The organism is Thermocoleostomius sinensis A174, assembly GCF_026802175.1.
In the GTDB taxonomy this organism is placed as follows: domain Bacteria; phylum Cyanobacteriota; class Cyanobacteriia; order Elainellales; family Elainellaceae; genus Thermocoleostomius; species Thermocoleostomius sinensis.
In genome coordinates this window covers 998,766-1,011,613 of the sequence record NZ_CP113797.1, presented here as the reverse complement: position 1 = coordinate 1,011,613, position 12,848 = coordinate 998,766, and the positions used below count along the sequence as shown (strand labels likewise).

Annotated in this window: 16 protein-coding genes and 1 pseudogene; 8 read left to right on the top strand and 9 right to left on the bottom strand. The window is 44.8% G+C overall.

Annotation, left to right across the window (positions count from 1 at the left end):
• Positions 1-191: 191 nt before the first annotated feature.
• The 3 genes from OXH18_RS04445 to OXH18_RS04435 are packed head-to-tail and all read right to left on the bottom strand — an operon-like array spanning position 192 to position 1,589.
• Entirely contained in the window at positions 192-536 is a 345-nt protein-coding gene (locus tag OXH18_RS04445) for a XisI protein (RefSeq protein WP_268611210.1), read from the bottom strand.
• Positions 524-940, bottom strand: coding sequence for a XisH family protein (locus OXH18_RS04440; protein WP_268611209.1), 417 nt, complete (start codon positions 938-940; stop codon positions 524-526). The genes OXH18_RS04445 and OXH18_RS04440 overlap by 13 nt, the downstream gene beginning before the upstream one ends.
• Positions 941-962: 22 nt before the next feature.
• On the bottom strand, positions 963-1,589 hold the full coding sequence (locus OXH18_RS04435; protein ID WP_268611208.1) for a Druantia anti-phage system protein DruA: 627 nt from the start codon (positions 1,587-1,589) through the stop codon (positions 963-965).
• Between the two features lie 130 nt (positions 1,590-1,719).
• Here OXH18_RS04435 and OXH18_RS04430 point away from each other — a divergent pair, with 130 nt between their 5' ends.
• Positions 1,720-2,511: an IS5 family transposase gene (locus tag OXH18_RS04430; protein WP_268607476.1), complete on the top strand. Its 792-nt coding sequence runs from the start codon at positions 1,720-1,722 to the stop codon at positions 2,509-2,511.
• Here OXH18_RS04430 and OXH18_RS04425 read toward each other — a convergent pair.
• Positions 2,455-2,955, bottom strand: coding sequence for a Druantia anti-phage system protein DruA (locus tag OXH18_RS04425; protein ID WP_268611207.1), 501 nt, complete (start codon positions 2,953-2,955; stop codon positions 2,455-2,457). The two genes, OXH18_RS04430 and OXH18_RS04425, sit on opposite strands and share 57 nt — an antisense overlap.
• Before the next feature lie 41 nt (positions 2,956-2,996).
• A complete protein-coding gene (locus OXH18_RS04420; RefSeq protein ID WP_268611206.1) occupies positions 2,997-3,626 on the bottom strand; it encodes an ATP-binding protein in 630 nt (209 codons plus the stop codon).
• 72 nt (positions 3,627-3,698) lie between these two features.
• Between OXH18_RS04420 and OXH18_RS25600 the strand changes: the two genes are divergently transcribed.
• Positions 3,699-4,446 (top strand): IS1 family transposase gene (locus OXH18_RS25600; RefSeq protein ID WP_449369399.1). Its coding sequence is split into 2 segments (ribosomal slippage): positions 3,699-3,973 and positions 3,972-4,446, totalling 750 coding nucleotides; the frame shifts between segments, so codons are not numbered across the junction.
• 22 nt (positions 4,447-4,468) lie between these two features.
• On the opposite strand, the gene OXH18_RS04410 is transcribed toward OXH18_RS25600, so the two are convergent.
• Together OXH18_RS04410 and OXH18_RS04405 are read right to left on the bottom strand one after the other, a co-directional pair.
• Positions 4,469-5,506: a helicase HerA domain-containing protein gene (locus OXH18_RS04410; RefSeq protein WP_268611205.1), complete on the bottom strand. Its 1,038-nt coding sequence runs from the start codon at positions 5,504-5,506 to the stop codon at positions 4,469-4,471.
• A gap of 13 nt (positions 5,507-5,519) precedes the next feature.
• Positions 5,520-6,752, bottom strand: a complete 1,233-nt coding sequence (locus tag OXH18_RS04405) for a DNA double-strand break repair nuclease NurA (protein WP_268611204.1) — start codon at positions 6,750-6,752, stop codon at positions 5,520-5,522.
• A gap of 233 nt (positions 6,753-6,985) precedes the next feature.
• Here OXH18_RS04405 and OXH18_RS25430 point away from each other — a divergent pair, with 233 nt between their 5' ends.
• From OXH18_RS25430 to OXH18_RS04390, 4 genes and pseudogenes are all read left to right on the top strand, one after another.
• The gene (locus OXH18_RS25430) at positions 6,986-7,369 is read left to right on the top strand and encodes a phage integrase N-terminal SAM-like domain-containing protein (RefSeq protein WP_390904348.1); all 384 of its coding nucleotides are present in this window, start codon (positions 6,986-6,988) and stop codon (positions 7,367-7,369) included.
• A pseudogene (locus tag OXH18_RS04400) lies at positions 7,309-7,547 on the top strand (tyrosine-type recombinase/integrase). Before OXH18_RS25430 ends, OXH18_RS04400 begins: the two are co-directional and overlap by 61 nt.
• Positions 7,525-7,704, top strand: coding sequence for a hypothetical protein (locus OXH18_RS04395; protein WP_268611203.1), 180 nt, complete (start codon positions 7,525-7,527; stop codon positions 7,702-7,704). The pseudogene OXH18_RS04400 and the gene OXH18_RS04395 overlap by 23 nt, the downstream one beginning before the upstream one ends.
• A 195-nt stretch (positions 7,705-7,899) precedes the next feature.
• Entirely contained in the window at positions 7,900-8,100 is a 201-nt protein-coding gene (locus OXH18_RS04390) for a hypothetical protein (protein ID WP_268608008.1), read from the top strand.
• A 55-nt stretch (positions 8,101-8,155) separates the two neighbouring features.
• Here the strand turns inward: OXH18_RS04390 and OXH18_RS04385 are convergent, their stop codons facing one another.
• Positions 8,156-9,031, bottom strand: a complete 876-nt coding sequence (locus OXH18_RS04385) for a diguanylate cyclase domain-containing protein (protein ID WP_268611202.1) — start codon at positions 9,029-9,031, stop codon at positions 8,156-8,158.
• A gap of 264 nt (positions 9,032-9,295) precedes the next feature.
• Between OXH18_RS04385 and OXH18_RS04380 the strand changes: the two genes are divergently transcribed.
• A complete protein-coding gene (locus OXH18_RS04380) occupies positions 9,296-10,996 on the top strand; it encodes a hypothetical protein (protein WP_268611201.1) in 1,701 nt (566 codons plus the stop codon).
• A 56-nt stretch (positions 10,997-11,052) separates the two neighbouring features.
• Here the strand turns inward: OXH18_RS04380 and OXH18_RS04375 are convergent, their stop codons facing one another.
• Positions 11,053-11,574, bottom strand: coding sequence for a pentapeptide repeat-containing protein (locus tag OXH18_RS04375; protein WP_268611200.1), 522 nt, complete (start codon positions 11,572-11,574; stop codon positions 11,053-11,055).
• A gap of 383 nt (positions 11,575-11,957) precedes the next feature.
• On the opposite strand from OXH18_RS04375, the gene OXH18_RS04370 reads away from it, so the two are divergent.
• A complete protein-coding gene (locus OXH18_RS04370; protein WP_268611199.1) occupies positions 11,958-12,590 on the top strand; it encodes a fasciclin domain-containing protein in 633 nt (210 codons plus the stop codon).
• Positions 12,591-12,848: the final 258 nt, after the last annotated feature.

Sequence of the window (12,848 nt, the reverse complement as noted above, 5' to 3'; positions counted from 1 at the left end):
CAAATCTTTTCAAACACCCTCTAACTTAAGACTTTCAGCTTTAACTTTGGATACGAACAGAAAAGCTTTCAGCTACGCCCCTACCAAAGCTAAGCAGCATAACGGTGAAGTTGTGCGGCGGCAGATAACCTCGAACTCTCACCAAGATCTCTCGCCCGTCCGCACCAACGCAGTGTTAGCCTGCGCCGCTACTACGATGCTACAGCAAACTCCGTATACTGCCTCATCTTAGGCTCATGGAATGCCAACACGATATCTTCTTTGGGAACACCTTCGCGAATTAAATCAGTCGCAATACCGTTTTCAGTCCAATCTTCTTCGATCCAGAATTTACCATCCCGAATCCGAACATAGACTGTCATCCCAGCAATACGTTCCCCATTCTGCCAACCAAGGTTCATCCAGATATAGTTGGCTTTAGCCTCATCTACAATCAAAAACGTTTCAATGTCTGGATTAGGGTGACGTTTACTCAACTCCACGTACTCAGTCAAAATGCGCTGAATTAGCTTTGGATACTCAGTCAATTTATCCATTGCAAAATTTCCTCCATTTCTATATCTACAACAATGATGGGAAGTCGATGTTTATTGAGAATGAGTTGAGTCACATCTTGAGTAAAAAAGGTATTGTATGCAACTTTGTTGACGGCAACGTACAACTTACGGTCTGGGGCTATTTCCTCTAAAAGATAGCGGTATATGTCATACTGACCGAGAGCCTCTTTCAAATCTTGTATCTTAGATGCTCCAACAAAGCTTTTTACCTCCACAACTAGCTTCTGCCCATTTCGTTCAACTGCAATTGGACGCTCAGCACCCAGATCAGCATACAGCACGGTTCTGCGGTATTGAATGACGTAAGGATCATCTGTAACCAGCCATCCATCCTTAATCAGTGCATTTTTTACGGCATTGTGGATAATGTCTAGTTTGGGCATAAACCAAGTATATGTCAGACTCTTATTGGTCAGGGTACAACTCCAGTCTGGTTTGCAAATTATCAAGTCTAGGAGTGACCCACCTTTCGTGCCAGTAACTCACTAAATCCGTCTGGCTAAAGCTTTTCCAAACTACCCGGTTGGTATCTCCTAGTAGATACTCTTGCCAGTTCTCGGCTAGTGGGCAACGGTAGTAACCTCGCTGCCATCCAATACTCAGCATTTCTTCTGATAAGCCAAGTTCATGTAAAGCTTTTCTCAAGGTACGCATTTTCCAATTTGGCCCTTGACCAAATTCATAGGTTTCAAAGGCATCTTCTGAGACAACTTGCCTAATAAGCTCCCAACTACCATTAGCTGTTATATGTAGATGGCTCTGTCCTTTGGTATAGTCTATGAATTCCCAGTTAAGCAGCCGATTATAAATCGCAGATTTTCCAAACGCCCCCAGAGTGTCGATATAAATAAGATGGGATTTTTTATTTTTACCAGAAATGATAGAAGGACTATCTTTATATTTTTGATAAAAGTCCTTGCGAACTTTTGGAAACATTAAAGTAAGGGCAACCAACTTAGAGGCAAGTATGCAATTGTAAGGTGGTATTGCCCCAAGAATATAAGCGGTCATGCAGTTGTATAAGCGCTGCATCTTTTGCTCTTTCGTCCATCCAATAGATTTATCGTCTCTAAGAGGGTGTTTGAGAAGCCAGGAAGGTCGTAAAAAAGCTCACTCAGTGTAGGCTGCGAATAGCAAATATCTACAGCCCTGAGTGAGTCAGATGAGTAAAGCATATCCCAGTAACCTAACCCGCGCCCAATATGAGGTTTTGAGTGAATTAATTCCAGCAGCAAAGCCAGGTGGTCGTCCTCGCAGCGTTGACCTGTGGGAGGTGCTCAATGCCATGCTCTATGTTCTGGTTGAAGGCTGTCGTTGGCGTTCTTTACCTGGTGATTTCCCAGCCTGGCAGACGGTGTACACGTACTTCCGCAACTGGCGATTGGACGGCACCTGGATTTCCATTCATGACCAGTTGCACCAGTGGGTTCGCATCGATGCGCAACGCTATCCTAGTCCATCAGAAGCGATCATCGATAGCCAAAGCATCAAGAGTGCAGCAGGAGTTCATCAACAAGTTGGCTTTGATGGAGGCAAGCTGATTACAGGACGCAAACGATTTTTAACGGTGGATACGTTAGGACTGGTTTTGCGGGTGTTTGTGAGTGCGGCAAACCTGGGGGAACGCGAAGGGGGCAAACGTGTCCTCAAACGAGTCAAACGGATGAAGAAAAAGGTTTCACGCTTAATCACCATTTGGGTAGACGGCGGGTTCGATGGCGCCCCTTTTCTGATGTGGGTGATGGATGTTTGTCGTTGGATTGTGCAAGTTGTACTGCGACCTGAGCAAACCAAAGGCTTTAGCTTGCTCAAAAAGAGGTGGGTGGTAGAACGAACTTTTGGTTGGCTAATGGGATGCAGACGGTTGGTCAGAGACTATGAATTATTACCAGAGACATCAGAAACCTTGATCTACCTTGCCATGATTCGGATTATGGTGAGGCGGTTGGCATAAATTTGACACCTCAAATCTTTTCAAACACCCTCTAACACCCAAACCAATAACAGGATCACAAAGACCGACAATACCAATGAGTTTATCATTCTGATGATCAAAGACGAAATATCGAACACGTCTGCCATAGCCGACCGTAACAGGGACAGACCAATGGGATGTAGCATAAGCCCAAAGACGTTGATGTTCGTCTCTAGACTCAACCATAACAAGATAAGGACTAATTTTAGATATATCTATATCTGATGACTGTGCAAGATATTTTTGAACTTTACTCTTATAATCTTGTCCCTTTGAATTTGTCCGCTCAGCTAGTTTTCGCTGGACTTCTCTAAAATCCTCAACAATAACTTGATGCTTTTTCTCATTCCAGATGACTCCATAATCTCTTAGGTTTTTAAGAAGCTTTCGCTTAAGAGCTTGTTTTTGCTTTTCTTCCATCATGTTTTGCCTGAGAATTGATTAACTGTTATCCTCAAGCTAAATCAATCTTTAAATCTAGCTTCTGGGTATACCTTCTCTCCTACCAGCTTTTCAAATTCAGTGACTCGAACAGGAAGGGCAAAAGCTTGATCTGAAGAAACCATATAGAGATTACCTGCAATCGTCTCACGTTGAATGAAGTTGGAGATCACTCCATCATAGTTGATATCGGACTTTACGAGGGCTTTAATATCATCAGAGTTACCCATGTGGAAAGCAAAGAAATTTTCTGCTTGGGTTCGGATCTCATCAGAAATTGCAGAAGGGCGCTGAGTTACTGCAACTAAGCCAAGTCCAAATTTACGTCCTTCCTTTGCTACTCTGACAAATGGATTTGCATTAGATTTAACGAATTCTTGGGATAAAACGTTTTGAGCTTCTTCTACAAAGATGACAGCATTGACAACTTCCTCTGGCTCATCAGAGGTGAATTTCTCTTTATTGCTTTCAAATAATTTACGAACCAGAATAGTCGAAATAATACTGGCATCCATATTATCTTTTAGTGACAAGTCAATTATGACGGTTTTCCCTTGTTTTAAGTACTTGAAAACATCTTCTATAAGTTTTGAAGAGCCAGAGTGTAAATTACCCTCGTCAATTAGATGACGAATTCTCTTACGAATAGCCATAATTGTTTTTGGTAATGTTCTAGACCTGTGGAACTGAGATAGAGTAGTTTTGCCTCTACCTGCAAATGCTTTATGGTTCAAGAACCTATTTTGTGTCCTGCTTGTAATAGCTCTGATGTGGTCAAACATGGCAAATCTCAGGAGGGCAAACAACGCTACAAGTGTCGTAATCCCCAGTGCTCCCGTAGCACCTTCATTCGACACTATTGCTACCAAGGCTACCTGCCAGAGGTGAAACAACAAATTGTGGACATGGCAGTCAATGGCAGTGGTATCCGGGATACAGCTCGGGTGCTGAAAATTAGCCCGACAACGGTGATCGAGGAATTAAAAAAAATCCCGGCACTTGAAGCAGGTTAACCCAACATTGCTAAAACAAGCATCTCAGTCAAAGGCAATCGAAGTTTTGGTTAAGCGGGTCGATGAAGTCGAGATGGATGAAATGTGGAGCTTTGTGGGCAACAAGAAACAGCAACGCTGGTTGTGGCATGCAATTGACCATAGGACTGGAGAAGTTTTGGCTTATGTATTGGCTCCCCACACCGATGCTGCGCTGGAATCGTTAATGCTGTTGTTGATGCCCTTTGGCATTAAGCGGTTCTACACAGATGGTTGGGGTGGATACACTCGGATATTGGCGGAGAACCAGCATGAGATCGGCAAGCATTACACCCAGAAGATTGAGCGGAAACATCTAACACTACGAACTCGGATTAAACGATTAGCACGTAAAACGATATGTTTTTCGAAGTCGGAGTGGATGCACGACATTGTCATTGGATTATTCGTAAACCGTTATGAATTTGGTCTTTCTATGTAGCACCATCCACAGGTCTAGAACACTACCTTGTTTTTCTGGCAGAAACATCTTCCTTGACGTTGCCTTTTGAATCTTTCTTCTGCTCACCAAAGAAGTCAGAAAAATCAATATGAAGGCGGCTTGGGTTTCTAACATACTCATCGATATTCTCAATAAAGTTAGATACTCCATCTTCATCAAGATATAGGAGAAAAGATTTCATTACTTCAGAAAAGCCTGTGCCAAAATTTAAAATGTCACCAACTGCCAAGTGTTTGTGCATATTGAGAGCGACTTTGCCACCAAAAACAAATCTATTCTGTTTCGTATAAATTTCTGGTAGTTTTTTATCAGTGTATACAACTACGTTATCTCGAATTGGATTTTCGTTAATATCGCCCAACCCGTATGTGGCAGTGCCGCGCAAGAAATACTCACCATTGAGGTCGAAAATTAATTTGCCATATGATGTGTCGCGAGTCATATGGTAAAGAAGCACCTTGACGAGATTGGTTTTGCCAAAGCCTGATTGAGCAAAAACTATTGTCCGCTTATTACGGAGCTTTCTAATATCAAACAGGATTGGCCCCTTATCCTCAAATACTGTTTCTCCTACACAAAGATATCCAATCTCAACGCCATTTTCATTAGTCTTGTTGAGGATTGATTCTATTTCGCGTTTATTTAGATGTCTTGCAATGTACGAAACGACTGGCAGCTTTCTTACAGCCGTCGTAAAAGAAATTTTAGAGCCACTATCTGTAAACGTGCCTAGAATTCGTACTTTGTAGGTATAGCTGAACATTTTTTGCTTATCCCGTTCAGAAAGCTCTCTCTCTGCAATACGGGCATAATGCACAGCAATTAACGTCTTATCCTGAGATTTAAAGATCGGGTCTTCATCGTAAATTTCAGCTTCAACCCTTGCAAGATATTTTGTGTTTCCCTCATCTTTGGGGGTTAGCACTATAAAATCACCAGTTTGTGGGCTGGCTTTAGCATCCTCGTAAGAGGAATAAATTAGCAATGCATCTTCAGTAGTTTTCTGACCGTAGAGAACACCAAAGTCAACCTTTCCCATAATTTAGTCTTTCCTAAAACCTTTCATGTATATTTAAAAAGAGATTCTCAATATCAACATTGTCCATTCTTTGATCTCTATAAAGAGAGTATTTCAGGCGAGCTATAATTTCTTCCTTAAAGTGCTTTTTTAATGATATGAAGTTGTGAACTTCACATAATGGATAGGGATAGCCAAGGATATAATGTTCCTGAGTGAGACGGGTTAATTCTTTAAATATAGAACCTAATTCAGCAGCATCTCGCTCAGAGTTGTTAGACTCAATCTGTGGAATTGCATCAAAGATATTTACATCAACAATGAGCCAATCATAATTTTGAAGCTTTTCAACATAGTCCAATCTGGCTGCAAAAAACAAACCAAATCCTCTTCCTCCATGAGTAGACTTTTTGATAAACATATCACCTTGATATGCTGACTTGAGAACTACATCAGGAACCTCAAGCCAACAGCAGAGCTTCTTACGTTTTGGATCTGTTTCCACAAAAGGATACTCGTGTTTAAGCTGATCTTGCAGGTAATTATCTATTTGCTTAAATGTATAAGCAAGTTCCATCTTAATGGGGGATTGCTTTGTGACAGCAATTATTTTTACCCCTTTTTCGTGAGCATATTTTCCTAGTTTTACTAAATACTTTTGCTTAATTTGCAAGGGACGTAGCGTACCATCTCGTAAAATGAAATCCCCTGGCTTTGTTTCTGTTAAGTTGACAATTTCTAAGACAAGTGAAATTTCTAGTACTTCTTGGCAAAATCCCAATAGCGTTGACAGATTTGTGCAAATTTGTTCCTTCTTATAAGGAAATATTTCTTCTGGGTTCTCATCTAGAAAATCAAGTAATTTTTTTACTGGTTCTAAAGTTAAAAACTCATCATAGATAACATCTAGATGTTCTTGATGGGTAATTAGAATATTTTGTGGATAATACGCTTTACCCAATATGACTGGATCATCCAGAGAGTTCATCCGGATCTGCTGACCTCTATGAAAGCAGATATAGCCCGCCGCATAGATAGCAATACATAAACCGTTGTAAAACTGCTCACTGTTATAGCTACCATCAATCGCGTAGAACCGGCGATCGCTATCATCGATTTGATCGAATGAAATAATCTCAAAGATTTGGGGAGTCTCTATATTCTCCTTGTGCCCAACTACGGGAATACTATAATTTTTGTTGCTTCTTGTGTTGATATGTTTAGCAACTAACTCAATGGCACTGTCAGGGATCTCTTTTCTGGGCATACCTAGTTTTCAGCACTTTCACCTACAGTAATTGTACTCACCAGCTTTGAATTGATGCACATCTAGAAATCTTGTATGCCTCAGCTTTATCATGTCATCCCTAACTGTAGTCCTACTAACAGTTTTGAGATGTAATCTAACCATGCTGCTTTCATGCCTACTTTGCTCTAGCTGCTAACGGGTATGCTTTGGGTTGTAGCCTCACCGTTGACTCAGCAGGCTAACTACTGTTTATGCTGATTCCCCTGCCTAAATTCCGTCTAACACCCTGTAGCAAGGTAGTTAGCCAGAATCAGAGTTGCATATCACCTCCTCTGGGGGTAGTTATACCGAATACTATCCGCATAACTGCCCAAATCGGAATGTTATATAGAACTCTATCGAGCTACTTACTCGAAGTCAGTAGGCAGGCAAGAGATGTGGCATTTAGCACACAAACACTGCTGATATCTACCCGCCTCGCGATGGCATCCCGACCCAGAAAGCTGCTTGACCAAGTTCGCGATACGATTCGTCTGAAACATTATTCCTATCGAACCGAGCAAAGTTATGTTGCCTGGATTCGCAGGTACAGTCTCTTCCATATCTGCATGAAAGTGGGGTACAGAAAACGCTAAAGCAAGCGGTTCGTGTAGCTGGCATTGCGAAGCGAGTGGGGTGCCATACCTTTCGCCATAGTTTTGCCACGCATTCACTCCAGAATGGCTACGACATCCGCACGGTACAAGAGTTGCTGGGCACAAAGATGTGAAGACCACGATGATTTATACCCATGTGCTCAATCGCGGTGCGTGAAGCCCGATCGCCCTCTCCTGCCTCATCATCAAAACTTTCTGACAAAAAAAGGCTCGATACGCTTGTGCAGACCGATCGAGTTGGTTTATGCTATGGCGATGCTGGTTCTTTCGCAGGACGAGAGGAACGGCTGAACGGCTCAAGGTACTGGCGCTGATTAGGGAAGTTTGGCCGCAACCCTAACCAGCTAACCTAACTTCCTGTGGGTAGCAGGAGGCTAGGCTGTGTTGATTGTAGACCAGGTGTCTGCGATCGGCACACCTTGCTGATGCATGGTTGGGTGACCCCCATGCCTTGGGCCGTTCTTAACCCAATAGAAAACATCAGCAAGGAAACGAAGAGGAATACCACCATGACTGGAGAATGGAATAGTGAATTGCCCGTTCAGGAGACTGAGCGAGCACAGGTTTGGATTATCGGTAATCGTGAGCAGGTGACACATTTGATGAATGAGTTTTATGTCAAGCGGATTGCCACCGACCGGGTGCAGTTTACGCCGATCGTTCCGGCTCCGTTTGCCACAGGCAAGTACATGACGGTGTTGGTGCGATAAACGCTAGGGATGCTGCTGTAAAGAGTAGGCAAAAGAAAAATTACTCCTCTTTTACCTACTCTAGAACAATGTGGAGAACCTGATCAGAATCACATTGCTCTGCTATGCGCAACAATCGTGCTGCTTCATTAACCAATATGTTGGGCGATCGATCCACAGTAGGTTTAGTGCTGGCAACGCTGGCGATCAGTGTCAACCACGAATGATTTACAGTCCAATCATTGTTGGTGGAATAGAGATATGGCAATGCGGCAACTCCAGCTTGAAGTTGTTTGGCAAGCAATCGTGCCCCCTCTACCGGTGTTTTGGGTAAAACAATGGCAAATTCTGTAGCGCTATGGCGAATGACTAAATCCGCAGAGCGTTTGATTGTGCGATCGAAAATTGCAGCGATTTGTTGATAGATTGTGGGCATTGCAGCAACCGGGTCGATGACATTTTCCTTCATAAATTGAAACGATTGCAACCCGCGAATGCTACATAAGATGACCGTTAGAAATGATTGCTCAATGGACATCTGTTGCCATTGCTGTGCTAAATATCGATCGAAGTGATGACGGTTGTCTAATTGAGCCAAATTTTCTGCAATGGAGGACGGCGGAGCGCTTGGCGGTGGTTCTTGTTGCTGAAGATGAGTTCCTTGATCGTTATTTTTATTGATTATTTGTAAAATAACTTCTAAATCTTCCCGGTGTTCAGTAGCAAATTCTATGAGCGTTTCCAGCGGTATTTTTGCTTGTTTTCGCTTTTCAGTTTCTGCTTGATGCTGCCTGATTGTGTTGTGAAGTTGCGCCGCCATTAGATTTCTGTGCTCAGCTGCCGCCGCTAGCGCTGTTTGCAATTCACAATTGGTTTGTTGCAGTCTCGCCATCTCTTCACGAAGCTGTGTAACCTCCTTCAGCAGTTGGTATTCCCGAGTTTCGATTTGCATTGCTCTTGCTAAAAAACACCCAGATTAGATTAGATAAGAAACGCAGAAATCAGCGGAAACGGTAGATGGTTCTCGATATCTTATTTCTTAAGGCACATTCTAATCAAGTTCATCAAGAAAGTATAAGTTTTTAATCTTATTCTAGGGTTTCAGTAAATTTGAACAAAGCTGACGGGTTGAGGCGAGAGGGTCATTAATTCGATATAGTTCCTACTGGACAGACTTTTTTACGATTGGATTGGCGATCGCTCAGGAGTTTTCTCTGTGTTAGGGATAAAGTTAGGCATTGAAACAAGAAATCGGTGGCGACAGCCCGTGAAATGGCTGATGACCGTCCTACTAGTTGTCATCACTGGATTAGGTCTAATCAGTTGTAGTCAACCCAGTGCACCCACGCTTCCAGGGCGTCTTAAACCCTCCAGCCGCCTGTCAGAGGTTGCGCCTCCAGCCATGATTCAAGAGCTTCGAAACGTGCTGAATAAGTATCAACCGCAAGTGACCATCCTCAGCCCCCGCGCCGATGAGATTGTACAGGACACTACGGTTTCGGTACAACTGCGCGTCAATGACCTGCCTCTGTTTCAAGATGACACGCTGAAGCTTGGGCCGCACCTGCATTTCATCCTAGACAATCAGCCCTACGAAGCTGTGTATGATGTCAGCAAACCGATCCTTCTGGAAGACTTAACGCCTGGAACCCACACCGTTCGAGTCTTCGCGTCGCGTCCCTGGCACGAAAGCTTCAAAAATGAAGGCGCTTACGCCCAAACCACTTTTCACATCTTTGCCAAAACGCCAGACAATTCCCCTCAAGCCAATCAACCCCTCCTCACCTATAGCCGTCCTAAGGGCGACTATGGGGCAGAACCCATCATGCTAGATTTTTATCTGACCAATGCTCCCCTGCATTTGGTTGCCCAAGAAAAGGCAGATGATGAAATTCACGATTGGAAAATTCGCTGCACCATCAACGGTGAAAGCTTTACGTTCGATCGCTGGGAACCAATTTACCTTAAGGGGTTTAAGCCAGGACGGAACTGGGTACAGCTAGAATTACTCGATGAACAAGGGAATCCCTATCCCAACGCCTTCAACAACACCGTGCGTCTCATCGACTACCAGCCGGGCGGTACCGATGCCCTCTCCAAACTCACGCGAGGCGAACTGGACATCACAGAAGCGATGTACATGGTTGATCCAAACTATGTGCCACCGGCCCCAGAACCAGAACCAGAACCAGAGCCAGAACCAGAGCCAGAGCTAGAACCAGAACCGGAAATCACTGTCCCATCTGAATCTCCCTCTGCTACTGATGTACCTGTTGTACCCGTTCCAGAGGTGAGTCCGGGTGAACTACCAGAGGTATTGCCCGATCAATCAACAGAACTCAGCCCTGTTGTTCCAGATAGACCCACTGAGGACTTCGAGGACTTCACCAATCTCGATGTACCCGAATTTCACTCCAACGAAAATACCTTCTCCAAGCCCGATCGCTTGCCTGATCTAGACCTGCCGAATTCAGAACAGTCGATCGAACAGTCCATACCGCCATCCCCATCTCCTGATGCCCAACCGACTACCGTGAAAAAGACCCTGACCGACGAAGTGGAGGAGCAACTTCAGGAATTGCAATCCTCGACTTTGGAACGTCCCTCTGTTGGAGCGCCTCCAGAGATAGCTCCAATTGCCCCAGTTTCAGATACTACAGTAGAGCCACTGGACACTCGCCCCGATAATCGTTTTGAGATTTCCCCTGTGGAGCCTGCCCCAACCCAGTCGATCGCCCCTCCAGACCTGTCTCCGCCTGCACCTATCAGCGAGAAGGCTCCAGAAAACGATAAGTTGCTGAGGCGTGCACGGCGGTTTTTCGATCGACTGTTGCCTACTTCGGAGCCTGAAGCGCCAGCCAATCCTACGACCATTCCACCGTTGCTTGAGGAGGTGACGACACCAGCAGCAAACTAGAAAAAGACCACTGCGACCCAGAAGTCACGCTGCTGAAACTATTGCTTGACTAGCCACTAGGGATGAATAGTGCCGTTCGGCATGGTTGCGCCCTGTAGGGTCGCTCCCCTCAAGTTGGCACATCCTCCTAGATTGACGCTAAATGTAGCACTGTTGTTGTCAGTACTAATATTGAAGCCATAGGGAAAGTTTTGTGGATTGCTGGCTTCTGGATTTTCGTCTACATTGAAATCTAAATTGGATGCGTTCTCATTGGCGCGAAGGCTGAAGCTGAAGGCAGTGCAGCCCAAATCAGCTTGCTTTAAATTGGCCCGACGTAAGTTGGCCCGTTCCAAGTTGGCCTTGCCCAGTTTAGCTCCTTGCAGGCTTGCCCCCTCTAGATTGGCGTCTTCTAGGTTCACCCCTTCCAAGTTCATTCGATCGAGGTTGGCTCCTTCCAAATTACAGCCTCGACATTCTCGCGTTTGCAATAGCCGTTGAACGTGATCTTGCTTTGCTGCAAAATTGACACCATAGATTCCTGCTACCGCGCTGAGGGCGATCGCAGATAGAACCATTAGAATAACTTTTAGCTTCATAGGAACCATTCAGAGCATTGTGCTCTTACTACCTGACTATCTAGTGATACAACAATTACGCTTACAATTTCGGAAGACTAGTCATCGAATGCTGGTCTATATAACTCCGGATTGATTTCAGACTTCAATCTTAGCGCTCCTTGGATTGTTACGGCTTCTTAACAGACGTGGGTGAGGTTTTGGGACAGTCTAATGGTAGATTCTGCCTCTTACAGATCTCTGCCTGTTGATTGACGGCACATCCCAGGCGATCGCCGTAGGCTGTTACGAGGATAACTGAGTTAACTAAACAAGGTTGATACGACATAAGCTTGACTGCTTATTGCACTTGACCAACTTAGTTTCTCGATGAACTCTGTACAAGTCTAGGAGGCTTAATGGTAATGCTCCGAAACAGCACAATCTCGAAGAAACTGTTAGCTGGAATTGCAGGGCTTGGATTAGTTGGAGCTTTAGCAGCTTGCACTCCGCCTGAAACAGCCGAATCACCGACCACAGATGCTCCAGCTACGGCTGAATCTCCCCTTCCTGGCGAAGACACTCCCGCCGTTGGCACCGATCCGGCTGCTCCTGCTGGTCAGACTTTGGCTGGCAGTGAAACCCTGCTAGAAACTGTAGAAAGCGATGGCTCCTTTAGTACGTTAAGCCAAGCCATTCAGGCGGCAGGACTGGAACAAACCCTGAGCGAACCAGGCCCTTACACCGTCTTTGCACCGACTGACGAAGCCTTTGCAGCCCTGCCTCCTGAAGTTCAGGAACAGTTGCTTCAGCCCGAAAATCAGGATGTGTTACGGCAGATCTTGTCCTATCATGTTGTACCCGGCAGTATCACCTCTCCGAGCATCACACCGGGTGAGGTAGAAACGGTGGCTGGTCCCTCAGTGACGATCGACGATGCCGCTGGTCAAATTACTGTAGATGGTGCAAATGTAGTGGAGCCTGACATCATTGCCAGCAATGGCGTCGTGCATGCGATTGACCAAGTACTACTGCCTCCAGATTTGCAAGTACAGTAGTATCGCGATGGGAATAATCCTCCGTTTGTTCAGGGCGTGTTTATGACGGCTGGACAAGGGTAGGTTCTGTCACCAGCGTTGGCTCTATCAATGATTTGTAGGAGCGCTTGCTTGAGTGTGAGTTTCAACGCCGATCGTGCGATTGAAGTAGAGCCTGCCACGACCGAGAGTGATGAAGTAGTGGAGCCATGACGGTCGATGCCTTGTGAATCCGCTGCTTTGTTGCTCTCTTATTGCTGGTTGCCAGCAATATTTGTG

Excerpts from the sequence above, each read along its gene's own strand:
- OXH18_RS04445 (WP_268611210.1), bottom strand. The coding sequence starts at position 536 with ATGGATAAATTGACTGAGTATCCAAAGCTAATTCAGCGCATTTTGACT.
- OXH18_RS04440 (WP_268611209.1), bottom strand. The coding sequence starts at position 940 with ATGCCCAAACTAGACATTATCCACAATGCCGTAAAAAATGCACTGATT.
- OXH18_RS04435 (WP_268611208.1), bottom strand. The coding sequence starts at position 1,589 with ATGCAGCGCTTATACAACTGCATGACCGCTTATATTCTTGGGGCAATA.
- OXH18_RS04430 (WP_268607476.1), top strand. The coding sequence starts at position 1,720 with ATGAGTAAAGCATATCCCAGTAACCTAACCCGCGCCCAATATGAGGTT.
- OXH18_RS04425 (WP_268611207.1), bottom strand. The coding sequence starts at position 2,955 with ATGATGGAAGAAAAGCAAAAACAAGCTCTTAAGCGAAAGCTTCTTAAA.
- OXH18_RS04420 (WP_268611206.1), bottom strand. The coding sequence starts at position 3,626 with ATGGCTATTCGTAAGAGAATTCGTCATCTAATTGACGAGGGTAATTTA.
- OXH18_RS04410 (WP_268611205.1), bottom strand. The coding sequence starts at position 5,506 with ATGGGAAAGGTTGACTTTGGTGTTCTCTACGGTCAGAAAACTACTGAA.
- OXH18_RS04405 (WP_268611204.1), bottom strand. The coding sequence starts at position 6,752 with ATGCCCAGAAAAGAGATCCCTGACAGTGCCATTGAGTTAGTTGCTAAA.
- OXH18_RS25430 (WP_390904348.1), top strand. The coding sequence starts at position 6,986 with ATGCTGATTCCCCTGCCTAAATTCCGTCTAACACCCTGTAGCAAGGTA.
- OXH18_RS04395 (WP_268611203.1), top strand. The coding sequence starts at position 7,525 with ATGTGCTCAATCGCGGTGCGTGAAGCCCGATCGCCCTCTCCTGCCTCA.
- OXH18_RS04390 (WP_268608008.1), top strand. The coding sequence starts at position 7,900 with ATGACTGGAGAATGGAATAGTGAATTGCCCGTTCAGGAGACTGAGCGA.
- OXH18_RS04385 (WP_268611202.1), bottom strand. The coding sequence starts at position 9,031 with ATGCAAATCGAAACTCGGGAATACCAACTGCTGAAGGAGGTTACACAG.
- OXH18_RS04375 (WP_268611200.1), bottom strand. The coding sequence starts at position 11,574 with ATGAAGCTAAAAGTTATTCTAATGGTTCTATCTGCGATCGCCCTCAGC.
- OXH18_RS04370 (WP_268611199.1), top strand. The coding sequence starts at position 11,958 with ATGCTCCGAAACAGCACAATCTCGAAGAAACTGTTAGCTGGAATTGCA.